Raw genomic sequence first — 26741 nt, forward strand, 5'->3', positions numbered from 1 at the left:
TTCTGGAATTCCCACTTCGTTAAATATAGTGGCTTTGAACTGCTTCCTATACATTAATTATATCTTAGCTGAATTATCATGAGATCTCTTTTCCGTGAGCAAGTCCTGGCTCAGCAATCACAGCGTATGCAAGGTGAGGTCAGTCTGGTGCAGGTGCCTGCTCTTGCCTGGTTGACAGGCTTGATTGCTTTTATTGTGGTGTGCTCTCTGGTGTTTTTACTGAGTGGCAGTTACAGCCGTAAAACTGTGGTATTTGGCGTTTTGCAACCCCAGCAGGGCGTAATACGGGTGCAAACCTCTCAGCCGGGTATGGTCCAGCAATTGTTAGTGCAAGAAGGGGAGCGGGTAGAGGCTGGCCAGCCTTTGCTGGAGTTGACCATGCAACACTTCTCGTCGGAACACTCTGAGCTGAATGCTTCTTTGCAGCAGGAGCTGGCCGCTATTCTGGCTAATCTGGAGCTGCAGAAGCAGCAGGAAATCGACCGGCAGCGAATTCGCTTGCAAGAGATCACAGAACGAATTGCCAGTGCGCAGCAACAATTGAGCCAGATTGAACAGCAACAGAGCACGTTTCAACTACGGTTGGAGCTCAACCAGCATTTGGTGGAACAAATATCTCAATTATCGGGCACGGGTTTTATTTCCAATCTGGAATTAAGCCGTCAACAAGATACTTTGCTTTCGTTGCAGCAGCAGGAGCAGGCGCTGCAGGGGCAGCGACTGACACTGAAGGAGCAACTGAAGCAGCAGCAGAGCCTGCTGCAACAGCTACCGCTAGACCACCAAGCTACTCTTGGTCAGTTGGAAAATCAAATTTCAGAATTGCGCAATCAACAAACACGTTTGCAGCATGAGCAGCGCAGCGTGATAACTGCACCCAAAGCTGGCGTGGTCAGTGGTGTTCTTCCAAGGTCGGGCCATTTTATGAATGCTGGCAGTAACATTCTGAGCTTACTGCCTGATGGTGCTGAACTGGAAGCCATTGTCTATGTGCCAACGCGGGCAATCAGTTTCATTGATACCGGACAGGAGGTTCGATTGCGCTTTCATGCCTTTCCATACGAACGCTTTGGAGTTCATCAGGGGCATGTGCATGAAATCAGTCAAACGGTGCTCTTACCTGACGAGGTGATTGATATGCAGCTTACTGAGCCGAGCTATCGGGTTAGGGTCAGCTTGAGCAAACAACAGGTACGGGCGTACAACCGAGAGCTTCCGCTGCGGGCAGGAATGACATTGGATGGGGATATCATTACCGAGCGCCGCAGTCTGCTGCAATGGCTGTTCGATCCAATTTATAGCCTTAAAGGACAGTTGTAATGCAGGCCATGACCGAGAAACTGACATTTTGGCAGCGTAGTAGCCTGCCGATGGTCCATCAAACCGAGGCGGCGGAGTGTGGGTTGGCCTGTATGGCGATGGTCGCCGGCTTTCATGGCTATCAAGCCAGCCTGAATGAGTTACGGCAAAAGTTTTCGCTGTCGATTGAAGGCTGTACTTTGCTTGATCTGATGAATTTTTCCGAAAAATTACAGTTGTCCAGCCGACCACTCAGAATTGAGCTGGACGATCTGGCGGCACTGAAAACGCCCTGTATTTTGCACTGGGACTTAAATCATTTTGTCGTCCTGAAGTCCGTGCGGGGCGGTCAGGTGGTGATCCATGATCCTGCGATGGGCTTACGCAAGTTAACTTGGGAAGAAACCAGTAAACACTTTACCGGCATAGCGCTAGAGCTGATGCCGACCAATGAGTTTACGCTGAAGTCTGGTCAAGCTCGTTTGGGCCTGTCGAATTTCTGGTCGAAAATTACTGGGTTAAAACGCTCACTGCTGTTGCTGTTTACCCTATCGATTCTGCTGCAGGTATTTACCCTGGTAGCACCTTATTACATGCAGTTGGTAGTGGATGATGTGATTCTGACCAGTGACACCAGCTTGCTACTGGTGCTTGCTTTAGGCTTTGCCATGGTGTTGCTGTTTGAAGTGACGACCAGTGCCGTGCGTGGTTTTGTGTTGTTGCACTTTGGCAGTCTGCTTAACATTCAGATGGCGGGGAGTTTATTTCATCACCTGATCCGACTGCCGCTCAGTTACTTTGAAAAGCGGCATATGGGCGATGTGGTCTCTCGCTTTGGCTCCTTGCGTCAGGTTCGGGAGTTGTTAACTACGGGAGTGATAGAAGCCTTAATCGATGGCCTGATGGCGCTAGCGATTCTGGCTGTGATTCTGATGTATAGCCCTATGCTAAGCTTGGTAGTGGTAGTAGCGGTGCTGCTGTACGCCGGTTTTCGGCTAGCGATGTATCGCTCCTTGCGTGCGGTTTCTGAAAAGGAAATCCTGGCCCAGGCCAAAGAGAACTCCAACTTTATGGAAACAGTACGCGGTATTCAGACCATCAAATTGTTTGGCTCGGAAGCCAAGCGTGAAGGTTTGTGGCAAAACCACTTTATTGATGCAACCAACCAGTCCATTCGTCTTGGGGTTTTCAATATTTCTTACCAAACCGTCAACCGCCTGCTGTTTGGTCTGGAGAATATTCTGGTGGTCTATTTGGCTGTGCGGTTGGTGCTGGCTGGTGGCTTTAGTACTGGTATGTTGTTCGCTTTTATGGCTTATAAAAGCCAGTTTATGGATAGAATGGCTCGCTTGGTCGAAAAGATGATTCAATTTCGTATGCTCAGCCTACACTTTGAACGATTGGGTGATATTGCCCTGACTAGCAAAGAGCAGGTCCACCCAGAGCAAGAGCGTGAACCGCGATTGCTGGATGGCCGGCTGGAACTGCAGAATATCTCTTTCTCTTACAGCGATGTGACCAAGCCGGTATTACAGGATGTTAGCCTGGTGATTGAACCTGGTGAGTCGGTTGCGTTGGTTGGCCCTTCAGGCTGCGGCAAAACCACCTTAATGAAAGTGATGTTGGGCTTGTTGCAGCCAACGGAAGGTGAGGTACTGATCGACGGCATATCGCTGTCTCAGTTGGGCTTGGCCAACTATCGACGACAGATTGCCGCGGTGATGCAGGATGATCAGCTGTTGTCCGGCTCTATTCGCGACAACATCGTGTTCTTTGAAGAGCAATTTGATATGCGCCGTGTGGTTGAGTGCGCCCAGATGGCTGCGGTGCATCAGGATATCGAGCAAATGCCGATGGGCTACAACAGCCTGATCGGTGATATGGGCTCTGCCCTGTCGGGTGGGCAGAAGCAACGTATTCTGCTGGCTAGGGCGTTGTACCGTCAGCCGCGTATCCTGTTTATGGATGAAGCGACCAGTCATTTGGATACGCAAACTGAATCTTTTGTCAGCAAAGCCATTCAGCAGCTTAATATCACCCGGGTAGTGATAGCTCACCGACCAGAGACCATTGCTTCGGTGGACCGGGTGATTGAGTTGTATTGAGTATCAGCTGTCACTGGTAGCTTCGCTGTTACGCAAATCCAGCATGCGGTATTTATCAATCAACGAATAAAGGGTAGGTCGGGTGACTCCTAGCAGATCAGCGGTTTTTGATAAGTTACCGTTACTCAGTGCGTAGGCTTCCCGAATGGCCTGGCTTTCTGCATCTTCGCGAACTTTACGCAGCGTTCTTGGCGTATTTTGCTCACTGCTTGCTGTTAGGCCAAGATCATCGGCGGTGATTTGTTTGCTATCGGCCAGGATCACAGCGGATTTCAGCTTATTCTGCAGCTCACGGATATTCCCTGGCCAACGGTGGCTGAGCAGTGCCTGAATGGCATCTTCAGAAAAGGTGTGTACCTGGGTTTTGAATTCTTGATTAAACTTATGCAGCAGGGCTTTGGCAATGATCAGTACATCCTGACCACGGTCACGCAATGGTGGGATAAACAATGTCATTTCACTGACCCGGTAATACAAATCTTCCCGGAATGTCTGCTCAGTCACCATCTCCGCTAAATTGCGGTGTGTGGCACAAATGACCCGTACGTCCACCTCAATCACCTGGCGGCCACCTAAACGTTCTATCACCCGCTCTTGTAAAAAACGCAACATTTTAGCTTGCAGGCTCAATGGCATATCGCCTATCTCATCGAGCAGCAAGGTACCACCGTTGGCGCATTCAATCTTACCCAGGGTTGTTTTGTTGGCACCGGTGAAAGCTCCTTTCTCATAACCAAACAACTCACTTTCCAGCAAGTTTTCCGGAATGGATGCACAGTTAATAGCAACAAAGGGTTTATCGGCACGGGGGCTTTGTTTATGGATACTACGGGCAAAAACCTCTTTGCCGGTACCGCTTTCCCCTTGCAGCAAGGTGGTAATTTCGGTGGGCGCTATTTTTTCCACCATACGACAGGCTTTTAAAATAGACTCGCTGTTCCCGATAATATCTTGTTGATGCAAACCGGAGTGACGCAGGTAACGGTTTTCCTGTTCCAGCGCACTCAGCTTAAATGCTCTGGCGAGAATAACGCTCAGTACATCAGGATCAATGGGTTTTTGATAATAGTCGTAAGCACCAAGATTGACGGCTTTTAAGGCATGCTCTTTGTCGGTATTGCCGGTGATAATGATGACCTTGCACTCAGGATGAATGGCCAGAATATCGGTCAAACAAGCCAAACCTTCTGAAGCATTGCTGGGATCGGGCGGCAGGCCAAGATCCAGGGTGACCACCGCAGGTTCATAGCGGCGAACCTGGGTTAGGGCAGAGCTTCGGTCTTCAGCAAACACAAGCTCATAATCGGGCAAACTCCATTTCAGTTGTTTTTGAATACCCAGATCATCTTCGACGATTAACAGTGTTTTCATGGCACAATCCTTGTCATTCTTATAGGTTAGTTTAAAGGAAGTCGCATGGTAAAGGTAGTCCCAAAGTTTGGCTTACTTTTGACCGACAGGGTTCCCCCTAGCTGTTCAACAAACACCAGAGCATCGTAGGCCCCAATACCCATACCGGCATTGCCTTTGGTGGAGTCAAATGGCTTGAATAAACGCTGTTGAATAAAATCAGCGCTCATACCACACCCCGTATCGCTAATCTGCAGAACCAGCTGGTCTGCTTCTTTGTTAAGCTCAAGCCACACGTCACCATCCTCTGCTGTGGCGTACTGTGCATTATCGATCAAATGAAACAATACATTCGCGAAGCGCTCTTTATCCAGTGACAGTGCGACCTGTTCGTGCTGACGCAGCACAGGTAGTGGCAATTGTCCCTGGCAACGACTGTGGATCAGTTGGGTGATCAAGTCACCCACGTCAAAGCGCGATTGATTTTCTTCGCTGCGCTCTTTATTCATCAACTGCGCCAGCATTTTATCCATTCGTCGTTTGCTGGAGGCTATGGTGTCAAAGGCATCGTCAATAAATTCCGGATTATCTTTATGGCGCTCAGCGTTTCTCAGCAGTAAGCCAAGCTGCGCGGTAATGTTTTTTACATCGTGCACGACAAAAGCAGACATCCGGCTAAAAGCTGCAAATTGGGCATTTTCCATCAGTTTGGTATTGGCTTCGAGCAGAAATAAATAACTGGCGATTTGCTCGGTAACGGCTATTAAATAATCTTTCAGTTCCCAGTTTAACTTGAGTTGCAGCTGGGGTTCAGCATCCAGCAAGCACAAACCCCATAAGCCATCTTTGGCATGGATTGGAATAATAAGTTGTGTGTAAATCACGGCTTTAACCGGTTGCAGACTGGAAACAAAAGGATCTTTGCTCTGCTTTAAATCAATAATCCAGTGGTTGTGTTGATGGTCCTGAATGTAGCGCTGCAAAATAGCTTGTTCATCCGCCGTGAGCTCCGGCCGGTTTATTCGGGCTAATGCTTTAGGTTGCTGTTGGTATCGTAGCAAGATCCCCTTGGTATAACCAATTGCTTGCAACCAGCTTGCCAGTGCTTCCTGATGCACATTGTCTTTATTCACATCGATTTGACGCAGCCGGTGGGTCAGCTCCAGCCACTTGACGCGGTAATCAAAGGTATTTTCAAAGAAGTGTTTTTCAATAAATACTTTCAATTTCCGGCGTATGCTGTCAGATAGGACCAAAGCGGCCAGTAGGGCAAAGCCAAGTACCACAAAGGTCGCTTGCAATAATTCTGACCAGGCGCCTCCGCTAAAGCGAATGTAAAAGCCCGCCAGTGCGAGCATGCAAAGGTAAACCCCGGCAGCCAATACCAGTGAGCTTTGCATCACGATATCACGCGAAATATAGACCCGGATATTCCAGGCTTTGATCCGACGTACGGCAATGACCAACATCGGCAGCATCAACAACTGGACATAACTTCGCGCCGACCATAATTGCGCATCGATCCGCTGAAACAGGCTGCCTTCTGCCAGCAATACAAAATCAAACAGCACCGAGACGCTCAGCGCAAAGATAAGGGGTTTGTATTGCCAACGTGCTTCGCCAGCACGGCGATACAAGGCTTCCAACAAAGCCAGCACAAAGATACACAACAACAACTGGCCGCTAAGCAGCAGATGCAGCGGTACCCATTGCAGCTGAGCCAGCATAGTCCAGCTGACGAGCAGGATGCCACTTAGCCAGACAATTTTACGCTGCAAAAATCTGGACAGCTGTGGCTGGTTATTATGCAGCGCAGCATAGAGAAAAAGAATCAGCAGCAGTAAGCGGCTGTTTTCTAACCAGAGGGAGCCGGTCGACTGATAAGGCGGTGGGGTGGTGAATGCATACAGCAAGGCCCAGCCCATGGTGGCCAAAGCATAGCCCATCAATAATGTCCGAGGCACATTGCGGGCTTTGACGGTCAGTAATAAGGTGAAGAAAAACAAATATCCGGTTGCGGCCAGCGCAAAACCAATTGTATCCAGCGCAAGCTGGCCCCAGAACTCCTGCATACTAACTCCGCAGTTTAAGGCTGTTGCAACAGCTGCCGGACGTAACGTACCGGAATGGCATAACTGATCCCGCTGGGATCACTCAGCACGGCCTCCCGGGTTGTTTTTACATGCACCATATTGATGACACCGATGACTTCTCCGCTGTCCTGGTGAACTAAGGGGCTGCCACTATTGCCAGGATAAGCGGTGGCATCCAATTGGTAGATAAGGTAAGGTTCGCGCAACCGGCGCAGGGCCTGAATATGCAGATCCCGAGAGTTATCAGCCGGGATAGCGATGGGGGTGATGGCTGAAATAATACCTTGATGTGTTGCCGGGTGAAGGCCCAGTACATTCAATATTGGAAAGCCGGTAAAGGCAATCCGACTGCCTTCTGGTTGCAGCTCATCCCTGGCAAGCGTTAATGCTGGCAATGCCTGCTCAATATCGACAATGGCCAGGTCGTACTCAGGAGCGTTACGGTGCTTAACAATACGGTGTATGGTGATATCGCGGGCTGAGCCTGAAATCACTACGTACTCTTCACGGCGGGACTCATCCAAAGTTCTGCCTATGACATGATAGTTCGTCACCACCTGTTTGCCATCACCGACGACAAAGCCGGTGCCAACAAAATTAATTCTTGGCGAGGCTGATGGGTTATGAATGGCAATGCCCACCACCGAAGGCTTAATTTGAGGAATTAAATCAACCAGTGACGAGGCCTGAACCGAGCAGCAAAACAAAAGCATCCAACCGACAAGCAAACGCATTTTTATCATCCTTGGTCTAAACTCAGATCTGAACTTAAGCAGTTCACCATATCTGAGTGTATCGTATTGTGTTGCTTTTGCAAAAACGATCAAGCCACGCAAGGAAAAAGCCATGCTGGTAAAGCCATTAGAACGTGAAATCGTGCCGATTTTCTCCGGAGGCGGCACCCGTTTGTGTTGTTATATTGGGATTCTGATGGCATTAAAAGAAATGCGCCTGCACTTTCATCATCTGGTTGGCGTTTCCGGTGGTAGCATTGTGGCGGCTTTATATGCCGCTGGCTGGAAGCTGGATGCCATTAAAGTGCTTGCTATGAATACAGATTTCAGACAGTTTAAAGAAATATCGTTCTGGTCCCTGGTGCGAACAGGGGGCTTATCGGATGGCAATCGTTTTGAACAATGGTTAGATGAAAAGCTGGATGGCAGAACCTTTACTGATTTAGAACTGGACTTGCATGTGTTAGCAACGGATATCAATGGAGGAGGGCCTGTTGTGTTTAATAAAGCGCTGACACCTCATTTGAAAGTATCGCAGGCTATCCGCTACTCGATGTCTATTCCATTGCTCTTTTCCTTCAAAGACTTCCAAAATCACGTGATGGCAGATGGAGTGATTTTATCCGAAGATGCTCTGCATAAAGACTGGTCTGGCCGTCATGTGCCAGCTGTTTGTTTTCGTTTAAAAAGCGACGCAGAGGAAAAACCCGTTCTAAAAAATCGCTTTTTTCCGCTGATTTCTTACATTAACATGTTGATTCAAACCTTTATGAATGCGGTATCACGTGAGTATGTGCATGCGGAGTACTGGCATAACACCGTGCTTATCAACACCGGGGATGTGTCATCGGTTGATTTTAGCTTATCACTTGAAACCAAGCTTCATCTGCTTCGCCTTGGTTATCAAACCACGATGGATGTGATTCCGCTAAAATTAAACTGGCTTCGGCAATAAACTAAAGCCATACTAAGATGAACCTGAACTGAACCTTAGGCAGCAATGACGGACCATGAAAAAACTAAGAACCCTTGCTGAAAAGCCCATCATAGGTGGCGTGGTAAAAAAAGCAATGACATCACTGGCCAGCAATGATGCTAAGGTCATTTCCAGGCATTTTTCACAGTATTTACGGCCGCAAATTGCAACGACCGATGAGTTAAAGCACGAAGTCTATCATTTGCGGCACCAGGTCTATTGTGAAGAGCTGCACTTTGAAGACATTAAAGAAAGCTATGAAGAGTGTGATGAGTTCGATGCCCGGGCTATTCACTGCTTTGTGCGTCACCTCAGCTCGAAAAAGCTGGCGGGAACGGTACGCCTGATTGCGTCAAACTCAGCGCAAGAACTGCTGCCCCTGGAGCAGTTTTGTGGGCATGCCATTGAACATCCTGAACTGTCTCCGATGAACTTCCCGCGCGAGTCCATTTGCGAAATTTCCCGCCTGGCAGTACCGGAGGATTTTCGTAAACGGTCGATTGATAAATTCAAAGGGGCTGCCACCGGTGCCATCAATGAGCAGGTATTTTCGGAGACTGAGCTGCGTTGTTTCCCCTACATAGCCATTTGCCTGTATCTGGCTGCAACAGCGATGGCGATGCAAACCAAGCGTTATCATGGTTTTGTCATGATGGAGCCACGGCTGGCACGAAGCTTAACCTTTGTTGGTATTCAGTTTCAGCAAATTGGTAAGCTGATAGAGTTCCATGGTAAGCGAGCTCCTTTTTACATCGATGCGCGGGAACTGCGTAATAACCTAAGCCCCGGTTACCTGAGATTGCTTGAGTCGGTCGAGCGTGATCTGATTCAATCGGGTGGTTTAAAGTCACTAACTGAATCCAGACAAGGCCAGGGGTTTTCACTTAATCCAATAATTTCTGCTCCTTAGCAGCAATCACTTCTTGTAAGAATTGCTGCTCATTCGATGAGGCATGCATGTTTGATTATCACCAGGCATTTTCCCGCAACATAGGTTGGGTTACTGAACAAGAACAGGCCAGGCTCAGGCAGTGCAAAGTCGCCATAGCAGGTGCTGGTGGTGTTGGTAGTGCGCACTTGCTGACACTCACCCGGCTTGGGATCAGCCGTTTCAGTATTTCCGATTTTGATCAATTTGAGATCCATAACTTCAATCGCCAGGCTGGTGCCATGATGTCCACCATCGACCAGGATAAAGTGGAAGTGATGGAGCGTTTGGCGCGTGATATTAACCCTGAGCTTACTATCGACAGTTACCCACAGGGCATCAATGCCAGTAATGTGGATGCATTCCTTGATGGGGTTGATGTGTACGTTGATAGCCTGGATTTTTTTGCGCTTGAAGCGCGTAAGCTGGTTTTTGCCGCCTGCACAGCCAAAGGCATTCCGATTGTCACCGCAGCTCCGCTTGGCATGGGCAGTGCGTTGCTGTGCTTTATGCCTGGGCAGATGACCTTTGAGCAGTATTTTTGTTTTGAAGGGCGTTCTGAGCTGGATCAATACATCCAGTTTTTGATTGGCTTGTCCCCCTCGATGTTGCAACTCCCATACCTGGTAGATAAAAGTCGGGTTGATTTTAAAGCCCGTAAAGGCCCGTCTACTATCATGGGAGTTCAGCTTTGCGCTGGAATGGCTGCGACCTATGCACTAAAAATTCTGTTGCAACGTGGCGATATAGTTGCGGCGCCTTATGGCCTGCATTTTGATGCGTACCGCAACAAGCTGAAGAAGACCTGGCGGCCATTTGGTAATAAGGGGTTATTGCCCCGCTTGATGTTCGCCATTGCCAAGCGAACCGTTACTCGTGAAAACTCAGCAGCTGTCTAGTTTTTTTACACGCCGAAACTATTTAGAAATGTCTCTGTTATTAAGTGATTGTTTTATATGGGGGTAAAGGTTTTGATTGGAGTTGGCACAGGATCTGCATTAATACTGGCAACAGAAACTTTCATGTTCGATTAAGGAAATTAGAAATGAAAAAGTTAGCCTCTTTAATAGCAGCTTCAGCAATGTTTGCAGGAAGTGCAATCGCTTCACCAATGTACATGGATTTATCTTCACTGATCACTCCATCTGGTGCCTGGGGTAGTCAGACTGCTGCGTTTGATCGCTTCAACTTGAATACATTTAGCCCAGTATCAACGTATTTTTCAGAAACCGGAGTTGTTCAGACCGGTGATTTAGTCACTGATTCCGCTTCAGGTATTGTGACTAATCTGAGTGGTGCCGGTACCCTTATGGATAGTGCTGGTTACGGTCTTGACTGGAACTTGCAGTTGTCTTGGGAGCTTTCAGGCGTTGCTGTAGTATCCACTGATGCTAACAATAACACCATCTACCAAGGTATTTTTAATAGCGGTAATGTTATTTTCACCATTAACGAACTGTCTGGTGCGGTTCCAACTGGCAACTCGTGGGATGTATTGAACTTATCTGTTTTTGGTTCAGGTTTCATCAACAACGGTGTAGGCATTCAGATCAATAGTGAGATCAGCAGTGTTGCTCAAGGGGTGTTCTTTACCACTTACAACAACAGAGACTTCTTTGATTACTTCACTTCAGGTGATTTTTTCTTAGCAATCGGTCAAGCAGACATCTCTAACCTGAACAATGCGCCTGTTTGTAGCCAAAATCAGAATGCTGATGGTTTCTTTGAGTGTTCACGTACTACTACGGTAGGTACAGCATCTATCTTCACTCAAGTACCTGAGCCAACTTCAGTGGCTATCTTGGGTGCTGGTTTGCTGGGTATGGGCTTCGCTGCCCGCCGCCGTCGCAACAAAGCAGCTTAATATTTGTTGCCTGATAAAAAGCCAGTCTCAATGACTGGCTTTTTTCTGATTAAAATATATGGTTCAGCGCTGGTTAATTCAGCATTGCTTAAAGTTAACTTTTTTTATCTTGCCCCGTAAAACCGGTATGTAGATTTCAGTGGTTTGGGGTATATTAAATAACTGTCAGGACAAGGTGAGCTGGTTCACCAACCTCAAGGATGACTTCGCATTTTAAGCGCCCTTCAAAACAAGGCAGGGCGGTAAAGCTGCAGCAACAATCAATCGTACAATAGCTGCAAGCGGTTTTATCATTGAGGGATACATTATTAATAACTTCTTTGACTACTTCGAGCTGGTGTTGGCCACGACACCAGAGCAAAAGCGTGATGTCTATAAAATCCGTTATCAGGTGTATTGTGAAGAGTTGGCTTATGAAGATAAAAGTCAGTTTAAGCAGCCACTTGAACGTGATTGTTTTGATGGGCACTCTCACCACTTTCTCATTCGCCATCGCCGAACAGGCTTAGCTGCGGGCACTGCCCGTTGTGTTTTGCCATTTGATGAGTTTGGCCACAAACAATCGTTACCTTCCGAGTTGTTTTGCAGCAAGGCTTTGGATGAAAACATCATTACAGCTTTAGGCTTACGTCGGGGCGATTATTCAGAGGTGTCCCGTATTGCGATCCGGGCAGAGTTTCGTCGGCGTATTACACTGGACCATCAGGTTTATCTGGATCACCAAGCTTACGAGTTCACTCAGGACGAGTTAAAAAGCTTCTCTCACATTGCCATCTGTTTGTACTTTGCTTTAGCCGCCTACTTTCATCTGCGCTCAGATATCCCTGCTCTGCTGGCAATGATGGAGCCGCGTCTGATGAAACACTTAAACCGGGCGGGGATTTATTTTCAGCCTGCTGGCATTTTGATGGATTATCACGGCATACGCCAACCTTTTATCCTTTACAAAGAAGACTTGATCAGCAACATCAAGCCTTTATTCAAGCCATTTTTTGATACCGTTTACCAGTTAATGGCTAATGAGTTAAGTATCGGTGAGCCTCTGGCACTTGAGATTGCTTAACCGCATTCAGACGGCAGCCTGACCAATAAAAAAATGCCTGTCCGTTTTACGGACAGGCATTTTTTGTGAGTGAGCTTTTACAGCTGCTAAAAACTATTTAGGGTAACTGCCTTTGCAGCCTTGATTGTCGTTCCAGCACTGCAGGATCATCACTGATAATTTTAGCCAACACTTCTCTGGCTTTAGCAGCCTGATTGGTTTTAGTAAGTGCCTCAGCATAATTTAACATCACTTCCACATGATTAGGACGCAGGCTAAGCGAGTGCTCGAACTGCTTTAAGGCTTGTTGAGGCTGGTCTAGCTTTAACAACACCTTGCCGTAAGTATCAATGATATCAGGATGGTTGGGTACTAACTCCATGGCCCGTTCTGCATATTGCTTGGCAGCGGCTGCCTGGCCTTGCTCAGTGAGCAACCATGCATAGTTGTTCAAGGCGACCACATTGTTTGGCTCTTGCTCCAGTAAGGTGTGATACATTTGCATCGCCTGTTCGGCATCTGTTTTGAGCATTAAAGTCGCATAGTAAGTATCCAGGTTGTGACTGGAGCCATGCTGCTCCATATGCCGTTGTACAAAGTTCTTCGCACGCTGATCCGAGAATGAGTTTGCCAGGTTTACAGCAATAAACATCGCTGTTTCATGGCTTGGAACCTCGGCATAACTGTTTTGAAATGCCTGCAATGACTGTGATGAGTTACCACGGATTAACTCCAATCTGCCTTTTAAAAACTGCAGTTCCGGAGTATTGGCCATTTCAGCAGGCAGGTTGTTGATCACGGCCACCGCTTGATCAAGACGCTGTAGCTGGCTAAGTAAGGTAATTTGAGCAACAATCAGGCGAGGATGCGCCGGATGGCTCACCAGCAAGCGATTGATGAGTTCTAACGCGGCGTCACGCTCATTGTTCAGGGTTAATGCATTGGCGTAGGTATAGCCTGCCTGGACATTCTGAGGCTGCTGACGATGCCAGCGCTCTGCTGCCTGAACGGCAGCGGGTAGCCGACCTAATCGTTGCAATGACTCTATCAGCAATAAATGATGGACCACAGGGGTGGATTGGTTCTGCGGATTGATGTCGCTTAGCAAATCCACCACTTGTTGAAAGTTTTGCTGATCATGAGCAACCCTGGCACGGAGTAGGCGGGCAGGGTAGATTTGTTCATTTTGCCGGAATAACTGATCAATACGCCTTGCGGCATCCGCAGTATCTTGCCGTGCTTTGCCCACTGCATAGTACTGCTCGAGGCCGGCAAGATATTGAGGATGCTGGTCGAGCATGGTTTTTAGCTGCTGGTTCGCTGCCGCAAGATCCTGCTTCTGAACATGCACCATAGCCTGTAAAAGCGATGAAAATGGGTTCAGAGGTTTGACTTGTAAAGCTTGATTGGTCAATTGCATGGCATCGTCAAAACGTTGCTGTAAGAAATGTGCGTAGGCTTGCAGGTTATAGCCTGCGACCTGCATTTCCGGATCTTCAATCCATTGATTGGCGAGTTCCGAGGCCTTCTCAAACTCACCTTGTTGCAGGTACGTCACTGCCAGAACCAGCCGGGTTTGGTTGATGCTGGGGTCCAGGTCCAATGCACGCTCAAGGTCGCGGATACCCGCTTCGCGCTGGCTATCAATGCCCAGTCGAATGGTACCAATGGTGGTTAAGCCGGTGGCATCCATAGGAGCTTGCCGCTCGTACTGGCTGAGTAAGTCTTCTGCCGTGCCCATGGAACCACGACGCACCAATTCAGCGGCAGTGCTTGCTACAAGCTGAAGGTTCTGCTCACTTTCCGGCATGCTGGCGAGAGTTTTTCGTGCTTCTTCGGTTTCTCCGGCCCGCAGTTGCAGTAAGATATACAAGCGTTGCGCATCAGGCACCTGATGCAGTTGGTCGCGTATAGGCTCAAGATGCCTCAACGCCTGTGACTCCAGTCCAAGCCGTACCGATGACACAGCCGCAATCACACGGGCTCTTGAGCCGACTAAACCATGACGAATGGCTTTTTCACTGTGTTCTTTTGCACCTTCGAAGTCATCTTTTTGAAATCGCACCAGAGACTTTAAATAGTTTGCCATCGGCTGATCAGGGAACAGACGAAGCAACTGATTCAGGTGATTTTCAGACTCATCCAATTGACCGTCACGCACATAGGCCTGAGCCAGCAGCAAGCGGGCCAGATGCATGCTGGGCGCCTGCTCAACGTAACTTTTCAGGTTCACTATGGCATCAGGGATGTTTTCTTGCGCAAGCTGAATTTTTCCTTGCAAATGCAAAGCCTCAGCATGCAACTCGCTGTCTGTTGCTATGCTACTTAAATAGCTGAGAGCCTCTGGGGTTTCTTGCGAAGCCAACTTCAGGTGCGCGTTAGCAAATGCGGCAATGTCTGCATAGCTCGATGCGGCTAGCTTCTCGAAGTGCAACAGACCTGCGGGTGTGTCCCCTAATTCAATTTCTGATAGCGCGCGGTAACTATCCACCAACTCACGGGTTCGCTGGCTCAGGCTGTCTGAGTCACTAAAAGCAGCGATTGCAGCGGCATGATTACCCACCAGGTAGTGAGTTAACACCAGCAGCAAGGCAATGTCTTCTTCAGGCGCACCATACCGCAAAGCCCGCTCTAACTCACGCTCTGCCGAGGCAATATCCCCACTTTTTTTAAGGGCTAGCCCGAGCGCTACACGAAAGCGATAGTCTTCAGGTTCTTGCTGTATGGCAGAGCGAAGCTCTATGATAGCCGCACTGTACTGCTGACTTGCAATGTAGTTTTGCGCGTCCTGGTAGTGTTCAGCACTGTCTTTCTTGCTACAGGCTGTTAGCAGTGCCAGCAAAGCAAGACTTGAAACCAACCGTGTTCTTTTCATCTTTGTCTCTCCTTAGGGAGGTAATCAGCCAAATAGGCCTCGGGTGTCAATCACAACTTTTGCTGCGACATCACCGGGTTTTAACGATTTAAATTGTTTGTGATCGACCAACACCACCAGAATGTGGGCGCGCTCTAAAGCTTCCTGCAAGCTAACCAGCTGGGAGCTATAAGCTTGGTATTGTTTTGGCAATGCATGTATGTTGGGTTCTACCCACAAAACCTCACCCACTTGCTGCTCAGTGAGCTCTTTTGCAATATCCAGTGCCGGGCTCTCACGCAAGTCATCAATGTCCGCTTTAAATGCAAGCCCCAGGCAAGCAATGACGGGTTTCTTAAATTCATCGGCCGCTTTTTTCACCCGATCCATCACATAGTGGGGTTTGGCATCATTGACTTCGCGCGCCAGCCGGATCATCTTCGCGTGTTCGGGCGCGGAGTCGACAATGAACCATGGATCCACCGCAATGCAGTGTCCACCCACTCCAGGCCCAGGGCTTAAAATATTCACCCGCGGGTGACGGTTTGCCAGTTGAATTAAGTCCCACACGTTAATTTTTAGCTGATCACAGATCATTGACAGTTCATTGGCAAAGGCGATGTTGACATCACGGAACGAGTTTTCTGTCAGCTTTGCCATCTCCGCAGTACGGGCGTCTGTCAGTAAGCACTCACCCCGGACAAATAACTGATAAAGCGCCATAGCTTGTTGTGCACATCGTGTGCTGATACCACCAATAATGCGGTCATTGCTCACCAACTCTTGTAGCACACGCCCAGGAAGCACGCGCTCCGGGCAATGCGCAATCGCAACATCCGATTGATCAGCATTTTGGTGTGGCATGGTGAGGTCAGGTCGAAGCTTCGCCAACCAATGGGAAATTTTTTCAGTGGTACCAACGGGCGATGTAGACTCAAGAATGATTAAGTTGCCTTTCTCGATATAAGGCGCAATGCTTTGCACAGCAGCTTCAATGTAACTCAAGTCAGGTTTTTTATCGTCTTTAAACGGGGTAGGGACGGCAATCATAAAAACATCTGCTGCCTCTGGCTTGGTATCCGCGCGAAGCTTTCCGGTAGAAACAGCGGCCTGAACCAGCATATCGAGATCGGGTTCAACGATATGAATTTTACCCTGATTAATGGTATCAACAGCATGTTGGGAAATATCCACTCCGTGGACCTGAACTCCCCGTGAAGCAATGACAGCAGCGGTAGGGAGACCAATATACCCCAAGCCGATAACTGCCACTTTTGATACTACCTGCATGACACAACTCCTTTAAAATAATGCTGTTCGATACAATTTATGCAAATCTATGACTTAGATGCTTGTAACAGTATATCTTGCTCAGCGCTGCAGACATCACTCTGGCAATACATAAAGAACCAGTATAACTCGGTTTGCTGGTTCAGTCTGAGTGCTTGCAGCAAACGGTACATCCGCATTTTGACACCGGAAACGGACCTGTGCTGACCGATTTGATGCCAATAGTACACAAGGCCATACTCACCTGATGGCGATCGAACCCGGATCCAGGCAGCATCGCCCGTCGACTCAAAGCTTTGTTGGTACCAACCCTCCGGTACCATGTGATTCAGATAATAATTTGAGCGACGAGAGTCTTCAAAGCCATAAAATATGTAGTGCTGCATCCATACCTCATGCTCACCTTCCCGATGCAGACGTTGATGAAACTCATCAACCGCAAACAGGCGAGGGCTTATGGTGGTAAAGGCACGGCTTTGTGGCTCCGCCGTCACATCAATCGCTGCTATCGGGTAGATGGGGGTGCCCGGAGTTATGATATTCACCGTCAGGGTAGAAACTATCAGCAAAGGGAGAAAAACAGCTGCAATATAAATTGGTTTGAATGGGGTTTTAGCCGCTGGCTCTGCTGCAGGTGTCAGCGCTTTATCACGATCTAAGAAGCTGCCAAAATAAAACAGCAGTGCAATAAAAGGCACATACAAATACCAGCCAAAGGTATTGTGGTCTTCCATTAATGAGCTTTGCATCTCGGTGTAGTCACCAATCAGGATCAGCAGCACAATGCGAATCCAGTTGGTGACCAGCGAGCCAACAATGGCCAGTGTGAAGAAAATCAGAATGCTGCGCAGGCGTTTTAAGTTTAAAAATGAAAAAATCACACTAAGGGCAAGTGATACAATAAAGTACCGCAAACCACTGCAGCCATCCGCTATTTCAAAGGTTCCTGCTGGAATATAGACAAAATTTCCTTCAACAAAAGTTGGCACATGCGTCCAGCGCATGATTTCAGTAACAGTGACCACGGATATTTTCTGCAGGACACCATTCAGTGCCATCCAGATGGGCGTAATGAACCATAATAAGCTGGCCGGTACTATCACGCTGGCATTTGGCCGGTAAATGCTAATTAAAGCGAAGATCACCACTAAGGGTAAGAGTAGCCGGCTTAGTATGTTCTGCTGAGCGAGCTGTAGAATCAAAAAGCACAGTAAGCTCGCTGCAAAAAGCAAAAATAACAGCGGGCGCCATTCAAGCACTAACTGTTGTTGCTTCCAGGCTCGCCAGTACAGAAAAACCATCACGAAGGGCAGTAGATAGGCATGCGAGTAAGTCCCATCATCAAAACTGTAAGAGCGTAAATCCGCAATGATGGAGGGGTTCGCCAGGAAAAAAAGTAGAAAGATACCCGCTATAGGGAGTAAGGTGCCTAACCGGATGGGTGCACTGGGGTTATTCTCCTTCTGAACCACGGTATTAATCCTTTAATAACAGCGTTGGATTAGGCTAAACTATCGCCTGTCAAAGGTCAATGATAACCCTGCGAAAGCGCTCAGCAACCACAGTGTTTTGCCGTCGCAATCAGCACCCTGGTGTGTCAAAGATAAATATATGGACGTATTGAATGCCTGGAGCATCTATTTGAAGAAGTGTCTCAAACTCTTTGGTTGGTTTTTTCTGCTGGTGCTGATTGCTGTATTCATACTCTTAGTACTCGCTTTGCAAACCAAGCCTCTGGTAGTCAGTAGCTACACGGTGACACCGGGAACGGCACAGAGCGCGGAGCAGCTTGCCCTGCGTATGCACCGGGCTTACAACAACACCGAGCTCACGATTACTGCAGATGAAGCCAATGCTTTAATTGCGATAGCCAGACGCTTGTACCCAACGGTACATGGGCGTGTGAATATTGGCAATCAACAGCTGCTGGCTGCGGCCAGTGTGCCACTGGTGCAGGATAAACTGTACCTGAATGTCTCGGTGTTGTTGTTGCCTTCCAAAAAAGGGCTGGCTGTGCATGAGGTGCGGGTAGGTCAGTTACGAGTATCTGGGGCTCTGACGTTAAAAATGGCTGAGTGGATTGGCAACCGATACCTGCCACCCGAAGGTGCCACACAGTTATTAGCTGCAATTCAGGAAGTGTCCTTTCAGCAAGACGAATTGTGGGTACGGTATCAGCTGCCGGAGCAATTTCAGCCTGATCAGGTTGTCAGGCTTCGCGATCAGTGGCAACCGTATGGCGATCCAAAACATATTCAACATTACTATCAACTGTTGGCACAACACAAAGCAGATAGCCTGGTTTTGTCGGATTATTTGCAGGTACTCTTTACCGAAGCAGCCTATCGTTCGCAGCACCAAGGTTCGGCCGTAGCAGAAAATCAGGCGGCTCTGCTGGCACTGGGTGTTTTCTTTGGCACCTCAAAACTTGAATTATTGCTGGGTGATGTTCGGCAAAACAGCCACTATGCTAGCTCACCGCCTCGAGTAACTTTAGCTGGCCGGCTTGATTTGCAACAACACTTTGTTTATTCCGCGGTCATAAAAACCCTGACCAATAAAAACATTGGGTTTTTAGCCGGTGAAATGAAAGAACTGCTGGATGCAAACCCTGGTGGCAGTGGCTTTAGTTTTGTCGATTTGCTGGCAGACATGGCTGGTGTTCGTTTTGCTGAGATCGCGCTTCAATCAGAAAAATCGGCTCGCGCTTTACAACAAATCATCGTTGATAACGGATTAAATGACATCGATTTACTCCCTGACTTTTCAACCTTACCCGAAGGCCTTTATTACGATGCATTCAGGGATAACTTTGATACAGTCGAATCTGAACAATACCAATTAATGCTAAAGCACATTAATCAGGCTTTGATTGAGCTTCCCGTTTATCGGCTTCTTAATGCAGAATAATCCCTCATCCTAGTTGTTATTTAATGGCGATTTCAACAATCAAAGGTTTGTGATCGCTACCCATGGCTGGGTGAGTCTGGCTGGATATAACCGCTAAATCATCGCTTACTAACAGGTGATCAATACGGGCCCTTAGGAAACGACTGTATTTAGTGTGACCTAAGCCTATACCCGCAAGCCGAAAGCTGTTAGGCCAATGCTTCCAATGTTCTCTGTAAATACGACTTTGTTGGGTTAAATTAAAATCACCGCCGATGATCACTTTCCTGGTATCCTCCTGGACGAGCTGACTGGCGATCATGCTTTCAATGCTTTTGTCTCTATGAAATCGTATAAAGCGCTGATAATTGCTGCGCGGTGCCGCCAACAGATCAATACCATGTCTTGGAGTATTCAGGTGCAAATTAACAACTTGAAAGGTGGTTCCTGCTACAGCAAGCTCATAATGCGTTGCATAATAGCCGTAGCCGTCCAAAGGGCGTCTATCCAACTGCCTTACCGCTACAAGCTGATGCTGAGTTAGCAAACAGAGTTGGCCATGGCAGTCCAGATACAACCCATCGGGTAGGTGTTGCCGCAGCGTACCCGGTGAGCTCTCTTGCAATAGCAACGCATCTAATTGCTCTTGTTGGTACCATCTCAGAATATCTGCCGGCTTAGCCATGCCTGAACCAGCATTGAATGTTGCAAAGCGGTACAGCGTGCGTTCGGCGGGCTGTTTCTGCCAGACGTTCAAGTGCAGATCCAAAACCAATACTACATTCAGCACAGAAATCATGAGCAAAATGAGCCAGTGCTTCGGCCTAAACCATGGCAGAAAGAGCAAGATACAAGGCAGAAACACCAGCCAGCGTGGGGAATAATCAACCAGGGTAATAATAGGCTGCATCGCTAGTGGCAATGGAAGATACAAGAAGGCCCAATAGAGGATGCTGAGTATGTAGTAGAAGCCAACAACCATCTCTTACTGTTTCCTTTTGTCAGTTGCCAGCATGCTTTTACCTATGCAAATTATCTTTGCACGAATAAGCCTATAGGCACTCTCGGAAGACTTTGGTAAGCTATACCAAATAAGTTTGAAATCATGGATGTGACCATAGCAGGTCTGGTCTTTACCAACAAGGAAGCTGAATTGATGTTGAAAACCCTTACCGTGTTCGGAACCCGCCCGGAAGCCATCAAAATGGCACCTTTGGTCAATGCACTGAATGGCGCTGCAGGCATTGAAAATAAAGTCTGTGTGACCGGGCAGCACCGGGAAATGCTGGACCAGGTGTTGGCTTTGTTTGACATAGAGCCTGATTACGATCTCAATATCATGAAACCCGGCCAGGATTTGTTTGATGTCACCATTCATATTCTGGAGCGCATTAAAGCAGTACTTCGCGAGTTCAAACCAGACCTGGTATTGGTGCATGGGGATACCAGTACCACCTTTGCCACAGCACTTGCTTGTTATTATGAAAAAGTAGCGGTTGGTCATGTCGAAGCCGGACTTCGTACGGGCAATCTTTATAGTCCCTGGCCGGAAGAAGCGAATCGCCAACTAACCGGGGTGATCACTAAACTGCATTTTGCTCCCACCGAGACGGCACAAAAAAACTTAGTGGCAGAAGGGAAAGACCCTGCCGGCATTTGGGTCACTGGCAATACCGTGATCGATGCCTTGTTATCTGTCGTGGCTAAGTTTGAACATTCCCCGCAAGACTTTACCGAGATGGCAAAACAGTTGCCTTGGGGGGGGGCGCACAAGCGGATGGTGCTGATTACCGGTCATCGCCGTGAGAGCTTTGGCTCCGGGTTTGAAAATATTTGTGCCGCGCTGAACCTGTTGGCAAATCGCTATCCGGATTGCGACTTTGTTTACCCGGTGCACTTAAACCCGAATGTACGTGAGCCAGTGTTTCGTTTACTGGGTGGGCAAAGCAATGTGCATCTGATAGAGCCACAGGATTACCTGCCATTTGTGTATCTGATGCGTCAATCCTATCTGGTGTTAACAGACTCTGGCGGTATTCAGGAAGAAGCGCCCTCCCTGGGTAAGCCAGTACTGGTGATGCGTGATACCACGGAGCGGCCGGAAGCCGTAACAGCGGGAACCGTCGTGTTGGTTGGTACCAATACAGACACTATTGTCCGTGAGGTATCGCGTTTAATGGATGATGCACACTGGTATCAACAAATGAGTGTTGCTCACAACCCGTATGGTGATGGCAAAGCCTGCCAGCGTATTGTTGAAGCAATCTTGCAGCAACATCAGGTGGGCGGTATCCACCCAGGTCAGTAATTTTTGCAGCATCAGGACGAACTATGAACCACGGATTCTCACTTGCAAACCTGAAAATTGCCGTCATTGGCCTTGGCTATGTTGGCTTACCACTGGCCGTTGAATTTGGCAAAAAATTCACGACCCTGGGTTTTGATATCCAGCCGAAACGGATTGAAGCCCTGCAGCAGGGCATTGATCATACCTTAGAAGTGGAAAAAGCGGAGTTGGCTGAAGCTGAGCATCTGAGCTTCAGCTGCGATCCGGCGGCATTAGCACAAGCCAACTTCTTTATTGTGACAGTTCCTACACCGATTGACCGTCATCGTCAGCCGGACTTAACCCCTTTGATTAAAGCGTCGGAAACACTGGGCTCAGTGATCAAAGCCGGTGACATCGTGGTGTATGAGTCGACCGTTTATCCCGGTGCGACCGAAGAAGACTGCCTGCCGGTGATTGAACGTATTTCTGGGCTGCGCTTTAATCAGGATTTTTTTGCTGGCTACAGCCCGGAGCGGATTAATCCGGGTGACAAAGAACACCGGGTGACCAGCATCAAAAAAGTAACCTCGGGTTCCACACCCGAGGTCGCTGATTTTATCGACCAGGTCTACGCCAGCATCATTACAGCCGGCACCTACAAGGCCAGCAGCATCAAAGTCGCCGAGGCGGCAAAAGTGATCGAGAACACTCAGCGTGATCTAAATATCGCTCTGGTAAATGAGCTGGCAGTCATTTTTAGTAAGTTGAACATTGATACCGAGGAAGTACTCCTGGCTGCCGGCACCAAGTGGAACTTCTTGCCATTCCGGCCAGGCCTGGTCGGTGGGCACTGCATCGGCGTGGACCCGTATTACCTGACGCACAAAGCACAGTCGATTGGTTATCATCCGGAAGTGATCCTGGCTGGCCGGCGCATTAACGATGGTATGCCCAAGTTTGTAGTGTCGTCACTGGTCAAAACCATGCTGAAAAAGCGCATTCAGGTGCAGGGTGCCCGGGTGCTGGTGCTGGGACTGACATTCAAAGAAAACTGCCCGGACATCCGTAATACCAAGGTGATTGATGTGGTGCATGAACTGCAGGATTATGGCATGCAGGCCGATGTGTACGATCCCTGGGTATCCGCCGAGGATGCACGGCATGAGTACGGCCTGGAACTTTGTACCACACCACAGCACTCAGCCTATGATGCGGTGATCCTGGCGGTTGCTCACCAGGCATTTAAAGACATGGGAACTGAGCAGATCCTGGGCTTTGCCAAAGACAACCATGTGTTGTACGACCTGAAATACGTGCTGGACCCAGCCAAGGTAGAACTGCGTTTTTAACCCAAGGATGAGAACCATGAGTATGTATCAGGAAAAACTGGAACGTTTACAACAAGCACCAAAACGCTGGCTGATTACAGGCTGTGCCGGCTTTATTGGTTCCAATTTATTGGAAGTGTTGCTGCGGCATGATCAGTTCGTGGTGGGCCTGGATAACTTCGCGACCGGCTATCAGCGCAATCTGGATCAGGTAAAGGCGCTGGTCACGCCAGAGCAGTGGCAGCGTTTTCAGTTTATTGAAGGTGATATTTGCCAGCCAGAGCATTGCCAGCAAGCCTGTGAAGGTGTGGATTACGTGTTGCATCAGGCGGCGCTTGGCTCTGTTCCTCGCTCGATTGAAGATCCGGCTCGCACCAACGCCGCCAATATTACCGGCTTTTTAAACATGCTGATTGCGGCCCGGGATGCCGGGGTGCAAAGCTTTGTCTATGCCGCGTCCAGCTCGACTTATGGCGATCATCCGGCACTGCCCAAAGTAGAAGACAACATCGGCAAGCCATTGTCTCCTTATGCAGTCACCAAGTACGTCAATGAACTGTATGCCGATGTATTTTCCCGCACTTATCAATTTCATTGCACCGGTCTGCGTTATTTTAATGTGTTTGGCCCAAGACAGGATCCGAACGGGGCTTATGCTGCGGTGATCCCGAAGTGGACGGCAGCCATGATCGCCGGTGATGATGTGGCGATTAATGGCGATGGTGAAACCAGCCGCGATTTTTGCTTCATTGCCAATGCGGTGCAGGCCAACATTCTGGCGGCAGTGACCCAGCTAGAGCGCAGTGAAGTCTTCAACGTGGCCGTTGGTGACCGCACCAGTTTGAATCAGTTGTTTAGCGCGATTCAGCAAAGTTTACTACAACATGGGGTGGGCTACAGCAAAGCACCGGTGTACCGGGATTTCAGGGCTGGTGATGTACGCCATTCCCAGGCTGATATTAGCAAAGCACATACAATGCTGGGTTATCAACCAGAATACAAAGTGCAACACGGCCTTGAGCAGGCCATGCCGTGGTATTTGGCATTAAGCCGTTAAAACAGCTATCACTTACTTTAGCGGCTGCACATCTTTCACTCAAATCAATCACTGTGAAAGTGGCAGCCGTTCACACTGTAACTCATAATTTTATGACAACTAACCCATCTTCAGTTGCCTGATGCGTGTTGTTACCGGAGTTATTCGTAGGCGTGAGCTCTATCAACCTTCCTTGCTGCGCCACATCAACATGCACACGAGCCTCTGGTTGCCAGCCCAGGATATACAAGGATTGAATAGCAACATTTTCCGGTATGCTTAATTGCAGGAAGCTTTCTTTAGGTTGATCAGGGAAGCGGCTAAACAGCACTAAAGTACTTTCTCGGATAAAGCCAGCTCCAAACCAATGATCGGAATTGAGAGTTCCATTTTCAATGTTCATGATGAACTTTTCTTGCGGTTGGAACCCGGTGTTTAGCTCCAGCTGGTCATTACTTTCAACATTGTTATAAATTAACGGCGCTTTACCAGTTGCCCCCTCAAACTCAAAATAGGTCAGTACCTCGGTATGAACTTGTGGTTGAGCCGGACTTATTTTTAGCCGCCATTTGCGCTGATTATCCGGCACTGAATGCTGGGTCTCGTTGGCCCAGAACTCCCTTCCATCCACTTTGCGAATATTGGCTTGTTCTGGCCAGGCAACTTGATAATAACCAATCATCTCATTGGTTTGTATGCGGAAGCCCTGAACAGCAAACTCATGCTCTACCGGTTCGCCCTGAAAAAGTTGGTTCACTGTGACCTGGCGAATGTATTCATCCCCCCGTTGCAGCCCTAATTCAGGCTTATATTGCTGCAAGTCCCGAATTTGATTAGGCAGCGTCCGCACATTGTCAAAAATAGCCAAAGTTTGCTCCCCAATCAGAGCAACCTGGCGAGTTACAAGCTCAGCATAAGTTGTCGCAAAGTAGCCTGACATATTATAAATATCAGTTGCTTCAGCCGAGATTAGGGTAATAGACCCATCTTGAAATATAGTTCGATAAAAGCCATTGCCAAGAGCTCTTCCTGTTGGGTTTGCAGAACCTTCCAGGGTTGCATTCTCAATAAGTAGTGTATTATGAGCATCACTACGTGCTCCAGCGGCACTATAGCCAGTGACTTGTTTGGTTATCCACACTCCACGGTGAGCTACATCAATATTCAACGCATCGGAATGCTCGTGGTCTACTCTGCTGCGGCGGGTGATAAAATACAAGCTGGTTGCATCGGCTTCCCAACTGCTTCTGGCAGAGATTAAGCCAACTCCTGGAGCAAAATGAAGCTTGGAGAGGCTAGTTGGTGCTGCTGGCTTGGATGGTTGCTGGTAAAAGAGTACTCTTTCAATCCCTGGATGCAAGGACACCTGTAAATGACCTGCGGTTTCAAGTTGGTTCTCTAGCCAGCTCTGCAACTGTGGCCTGACTTCAGACCCCTGAAGTAACTCTGTTAGGTACAAAGCAAATTGGTATCGTCCATCATGAAAAACGGGCCGATAGTCGCGCCCTTGCTCCACCGAACCGAACTGATAAACGCCCGTAGAACCTGGTAAGGTGTGCTGGATCAGGGCTGCAGCGGCGTGCTCAGCATATTCTGAAGGGAATGGCAAATCACGTAGATCTCGGTTAATCAAAAATACTCGCATCCAATGCAACTGAGTGCGAGGGCTGTAGTCGGACCCTTCAGCCCACACGCCTCCAGCCATAATATCATGCATGTAATAGTCCACTACAAAGCGCTGAAGCATGGTATCAGCGACAGAGAGGCTAAGTTCAGCAAGCTCTTGATAGCTTTCATTTTGTTGCAAGATATAGCCAAACAGCGTCAGATTTTCTGCAATAGCGGCAGTCTTATCTGTGTCTGTGAACCGATATCCATGAAAATCGTTTTGGTGATTGGTGTAATCCAGCCAATGCTCTGTCCAGGTGGCTATATGCTGCTCTGCGACAGAACGCTCTTCCTGATTGAAAGCAAACCGAAGCCAGGCATAAGAAATTGCAATTCGGTTGCCACCGGTTCTGAAGCCATTACGGTTTGTGAAGCTGCGCCATCCAACATCTGGGTCTGAAAAATAACCTTGCCATAAAAGCCTTTTGCCTTGCTCAAGATAGTCTTCATCGCCAGTAAGATGATATCCCAGTGCATAAGCTTTCGCATATTCGCCCGAATTATAAGGGGTACGGCCAAGGTAGGTATTCAACCAGCTGCGCATTGCAAGAAATGCACTATCATCTTCCTCAAGTTGTCTTCTTAATTGTTCAATACGGTTGGGTAGCAAAAAGAGCGTCGTTTCTGCATGAGCCCAATAGACGGGCGGTTCGGAAGGGTCGCTGTTGTCAGCAGAACCATCATCGTTGTTATCGTCTTCACTGCCATCGTCATTGTCGTGGTCACCATCACCATCACCATCATCGTCATCGTCATCGTCATCGCCTCCATCTACAGGGGGGATAACAATGCTGCTTGGTGGTGGGGCGTCATTATTTCCGCCACAGGCCGCAAGGAAAAGCCCTGCTATACAAAGTGCGGCCAGAAGAGATAGCTTAGTCATGCCTGATACCCATGTTCTTTAATAACGAGCTTAGTCCCTTTAGTCTAGCGGAGTTCGGAGTTATTGTCTTGCTTCACTCGGTCTTGACTGGGTTTGAGCCAGCGCAAAGAAACCTAATTTAATCGAGCTAAGA

19 protein-coding genes are annotated in these 26741 nt (G+C 48.3%); 11 read left to right on the forward strand and 8 right to left on the reverse strand.

The genetic code is table 11. From position 1 onward, the window contains the following. Positions 1-78: 78 nt before the first annotated feature. Positions 79-1320: an HlyD family efflux transporter periplasmic adaptor subunit gene (locus tag QWY20_RS02940; protein WP_330127538.1), complete on the forward strand. Its 1242-nt coding sequence runs from the start codon at positions 79-81 to the stop codon at positions 1318-1320. Beyond that, complete coding sequence (locus QWY20_RS02945) at positions 1320-3404, forward strand: peptidase domain-containing ABC transporter (protein WP_330127539.1); 2085 nt, start codon at positions 1320-1322, stop codon at positions 3402-3404. Before QWY20_RS02940 ends, QWY20_RS02945 begins: the two co-directional genes overlap by 1 nt. A gap of 3 nt (positions 3405-3407) precedes the next feature. Here QWY20_RS02945 and prsR read toward each other — a convergent pair whose 3' ends face one another. Genes prsR through QWY20_RS02960 form a run of 3 tightly spaced genes read right to left on the reverse strand, consistent with a single transcriptional unit; the run spans position 3408 to position 7581 of the window. Continuing rightward, positions 3408-4775, reverse strand: coding sequence for a PEP-CTERM-box response regulator transcription factor (gene prsR / locus QWY20_RS02950; protein ID WP_330127540.1), 1368 nt, complete (start codon positions 4773-4775; stop codon positions 3408-3410). Positions 4776-4801: 26 nt separating this feature from the next. Further along, positions 4802-6826: an XrtA/PEP-CTERM system histidine kinase PrsK gene (gene prsK, locus QWY20_RS02955; RefSeq protein ID WP_330127541.1), complete on the reverse strand. Its 2025-nt coding sequence runs from the start codon at positions 6824-6826 to the stop codon at positions 4802-4804. 14 nt (positions 6827-6840) lie between these two features. Then, entirely contained in the window at positions 6841-7581 is a 741-nt protein-coding gene (locus QWY20_RS02960) for a S1 family peptidase (protein WP_330127542.1), read from the reverse strand. A gap of 112 nt (positions 7582-7693) precedes the next feature. On the opposite strand from QWY20_RS02960, the gene QWY20_RS02965 reads away from it, so the two are divergent. The 5 genes from QWY20_RS02965 to QWY20_RS02985 all read left to right on the forward strand — a co-directional run bounded on the left by QWY20_RS02965 (position 7694) and on the right by QWY20_RS02985 (position 12412). Beyond that, positions 7694-8536 carry a patatin-like phospholipase family protein gene (locus tag QWY20_RS02965; RefSeq protein ID WP_330127543.1) on the forward strand — a complete coding sequence of 281 codons (843 nt, stop codon included), beginning with the start codon at positions 7694-7696 and terminating at the stop codon, positions 8534-8536. A 55-nt stretch (positions 8537-8591) separates the two neighbouring features. After that, positions 8592-9467 (forward strand): PEP-CTERM/exosortase system-associated acyltransferase, encoded by an 876-nt coding sequence (locus tag QWY20_RS02970; RefSeq protein WP_330127544.1) that lies wholly within the window; start codon positions 8592-8594, stop codon positions 9465-9467. Between the two features lie 47 nt (positions 9468-9514). After that, positions 9515-10384 carry a ThiF family adenylyltransferase gene (locus tag QWY20_RS02975; RefSeq protein ID WP_330127545.1) on the forward strand — a complete coding sequence of 290 codons (870 nt, stop codon included), beginning with the start codon at positions 9515-9517 and terminating at the stop codon, positions 10382-10384. A 146-nt stretch (positions 10385-10530) separates the two neighbouring features. After that, positions 10531-11349, forward strand: coding sequence for a PEP-CTERM sorting domain-containing protein (locus QWY20_RS02980; protein ID WP_330127546.1), 819 nt, complete (start codon positions 10531-10533; stop codon positions 11347-11349). Positions 11350-11656: 307 nt separating this feature from the next. Further along, positions 11657-12412, forward strand: coding sequence for a PEP-CTERM/exosortase system-associated acyltransferase (locus QWY20_RS02985; protein WP_330127639.1), 756 nt, complete (start codon positions 11657-11659; stop codon positions 12410-12412). 97 nt (positions 12413-12509) lie between these two features. On the opposite strand, the gene prsT is transcribed toward QWY20_RS02985, so the two are convergent. The 3 genes from prsT to xrt are packed head-to-tail and all read right to left on the reverse strand — an operon-like array spanning position 12510 to position 18007. Beyond that, entirely contained in the window at positions 12510-15266 is a 2757-nt protein-coding gene (prsT, locus tag QWY20_RS02990) for an XrtA/PEP-CTERM system TPR-repeat protein PrsT (protein WP_330127547.1), read from the reverse strand. Positions 15267-15290: 24 nt separating this feature from the next. Next, positions 15291-16535, reverse strand: a complete 1245-nt coding sequence (gene wecC, locus QWY20_RS02995) for a UDP-N-acetyl-D-mannosamine dehydrogenase (protein ID WP_330127548.1) — start codon at positions 16533-16535, stop codon at positions 15291-15293. A 47-nt stretch (positions 16536-16582) separates the two neighbouring features. Further along, on the reverse strand, positions 16583-18007 hold the full coding sequence (gene xrt, locus QWY20_RS03000) for an exosortase (RefSeq protein WP_330127549.1): 1425 nt from the start codon (positions 18005-18007) through the stop codon (positions 16583-16585). Positions 18008-18146: 139 nt separating this feature from the next. Between xrt and QWY20_RS03005 the strand changes: the two genes are divergently transcribed. Then, the gene (locus tag QWY20_RS03005; protein ID WP_330127550.1) at positions 18147-19445 is read left to right on the forward strand and encodes a hypothetical protein; all 1299 of its coding nucleotides are present in this window, start codon (positions 18147-18149) and stop codon (positions 19443-19445) included. A 16-nt stretch (positions 19446-19461) separates the two neighbouring features. On the opposite strand, the gene QWY20_RS03010 is transcribed toward QWY20_RS03005, so the two are convergent. Next, positions 19462-20406: an endonuclease/exonuclease/phosphatase family protein gene (locus QWY20_RS03010; RefSeq protein ID WP_330127551.1), complete on the reverse strand. Its 945-nt coding sequence runs from the start codon at positions 20404-20406 to the stop codon at positions 19462-19464. 174 nt (positions 20407-20580) lie between these two features. Here QWY20_RS03010 and wecB point away from each other — a divergent pair, with 174 nt between their 5' ends. From wecB to QWY20_RS03025, 3 genes are read left to right on the forward strand one after another with little or no spacing between them, the layout of a single operon-like run. Further along, on the forward strand, positions 20581-21732 hold the full coding sequence (gene wecB, locus QWY20_RS03015) for a non-hydrolyzing UDP-N-acetylglucosamine 2-epimerase (protein WP_330127552.1): 1152 nt from the start codon (positions 20581-20583) through the stop codon (positions 21730-21732). A 23-nt stretch (positions 21733-21755) separates the two neighbouring features. Continuing rightward, entirely contained in the window at positions 21756-23042 is a 1287-nt protein-coding gene (tviB, locus tag QWY20_RS03020) for a Vi polysaccharide biosynthesis UDP-N-acetylglucosamine C-6 dehydrogenase TviB (protein ID WP_330127553.1), read from the forward strand. Between the two features lie 16 nt (positions 23043-23058). Beyond that, positions 23059-24078, forward strand: a complete 1020-nt coding sequence (locus QWY20_RS03025) for an SDR family oxidoreductase (protein ID WP_330127554.1) — start codon at positions 23059-23061, stop codon at positions 24076-24078. 82 nt (positions 24079-24160) lie between these two features. Here the strand turns inward: QWY20_RS03025 and QWY20_RS03030 are convergent, their stop codons facing one another. Continuing rightward, a complete protein-coding gene (locus tag QWY20_RS03030; RefSeq protein ID WP_330127555.1) occupies positions 24161-26608 on the reverse strand; it encodes a hypothetical protein in 2448 nt (815 codons plus the stop codon). Positions 26609-26741: the final 133 nt, after the last annotated feature.

Source organism: Alkalimonas cellulosilytica (genome assembly GCF_036325985.1).
Taxonomy (GTDB): domain Bacteria; phylum Pseudomonadota; class Gammaproteobacteria; order Enterobacterales; family Alteromonadaceae; genus Alkalimonas; species Alkalimonas cellulosilytica.

Excerpts from the sequence above, each read along its gene's own strand:
- QWY20_RS02940 (WP_330127538.1), top strand. The coding sequence starts at position 79 with ATGAGATCTCTTTTCCGTGAGCAAGTCCTGGCTCAGCAATCACAGCGT.
- QWY20_RS02945 (WP_330127539.1), top strand. The coding sequence starts at position 1,320 with ATGCAGGCCATGACCGAGAAACTGACATTTTGGCAGCGTAGTAGCCTG.
- prsR (WP_330127540.1), bottom strand. The coding sequence starts at position 4,775 with ATGAAAACACTGTTAATCGTCGAAGATGATCTGGGTATTCAAAAACAA.
- prsK (WP_330127541.1), bottom strand. The coding sequence starts at position 6,826 with ATGCAGGAGTTCTGGGGCCAGCTTGCGCTGGATACAATTGGTTTTGCG.
- QWY20_RS02960 (WP_330127542.1), bottom strand. The coding sequence starts at position 7,581 with ATGCGTTTGCTTGTCGGTTGGATGCTTTTGTTTTGCTGCTCGGTTCAG.
- QWY20_RS02965 (WP_330127543.1), top strand. The coding sequence starts at position 7,694 with ATGCTGGTAAAGCCATTAGAACGTGAAATCGTGCCGATTTTCTCCGGA.
- QWY20_RS02970 (WP_330127544.1), top strand. The coding sequence starts at position 8,592 with ATGAAAAAACTAAGAACCCTTGCTGAAAAGCCCATCATAGGTGGCGTG.
- QWY20_RS02975 (WP_330127545.1), top strand. The coding sequence starts at position 9,515 with ATGTTTGATTATCACCAGGCATTTTCCCGCAACATAGGTTGGGTTACT.
- QWY20_RS02980 (WP_330127546.1), top strand. The coding sequence starts at position 10,531 with ATGAAAAAGTTAGCCTCTTTAATAGCAGCTTCAGCAATGTTTGCAGGA.
- prsT (WP_330127547.1), bottom strand. The coding sequence starts at position 15,266 with ATGAAAAGAACACGGTTGGTTTCAAGTCTTGCTTTGCTGGCACTGCTA.
- wecC (WP_330127548.1), bottom strand. The coding sequence starts at position 16,535 with ATGCAGGTAGTATCAAAAGTGGCAGTTATCGGCTTGGGGTATATTGGT.
- QWY20_RS03005 (WP_330127550.1), top strand. The coding sequence starts at position 18,147 with ATGGACGTATTGAATGCCTGGAGCATCTATTTGAAGAAGTGTCTCAAA.
- QWY20_RS03010 (WP_330127551.1), bottom strand. The coding sequence starts at position 20,406 with ATGGTTGTTGGCTTCTACTACATACTCAGCATCCTCTATTGGGCCTTC.
- wecB (WP_330127552.1), top strand. The coding sequence starts at position 20,581 with ATGTTGAAAACCCTTACCGTGTTCGGAACCCGCCCGGAAGCCATCAAA.
- tviB (WP_330127553.1), top strand. The coding sequence starts at position 21,756 with ATGAACCACGGATTCTCACTTGCAAACCTGAAAATTGCCGTCATTGGC.
- QWY20_RS03025 (WP_330127554.1), top strand. The coding sequence starts at position 23,059 with ATGAGTATGTATCAGGAAAAACTGGAACGTTTACAACAAGCACCAAAA.
- QWY20_RS03030 (WP_330127555.1), bottom strand. The coding sequence starts at position 26,608 with ATGACTAAGCTATCTCTTCTGGCCGCACTTTGTATAGCAGGGCTTTTC.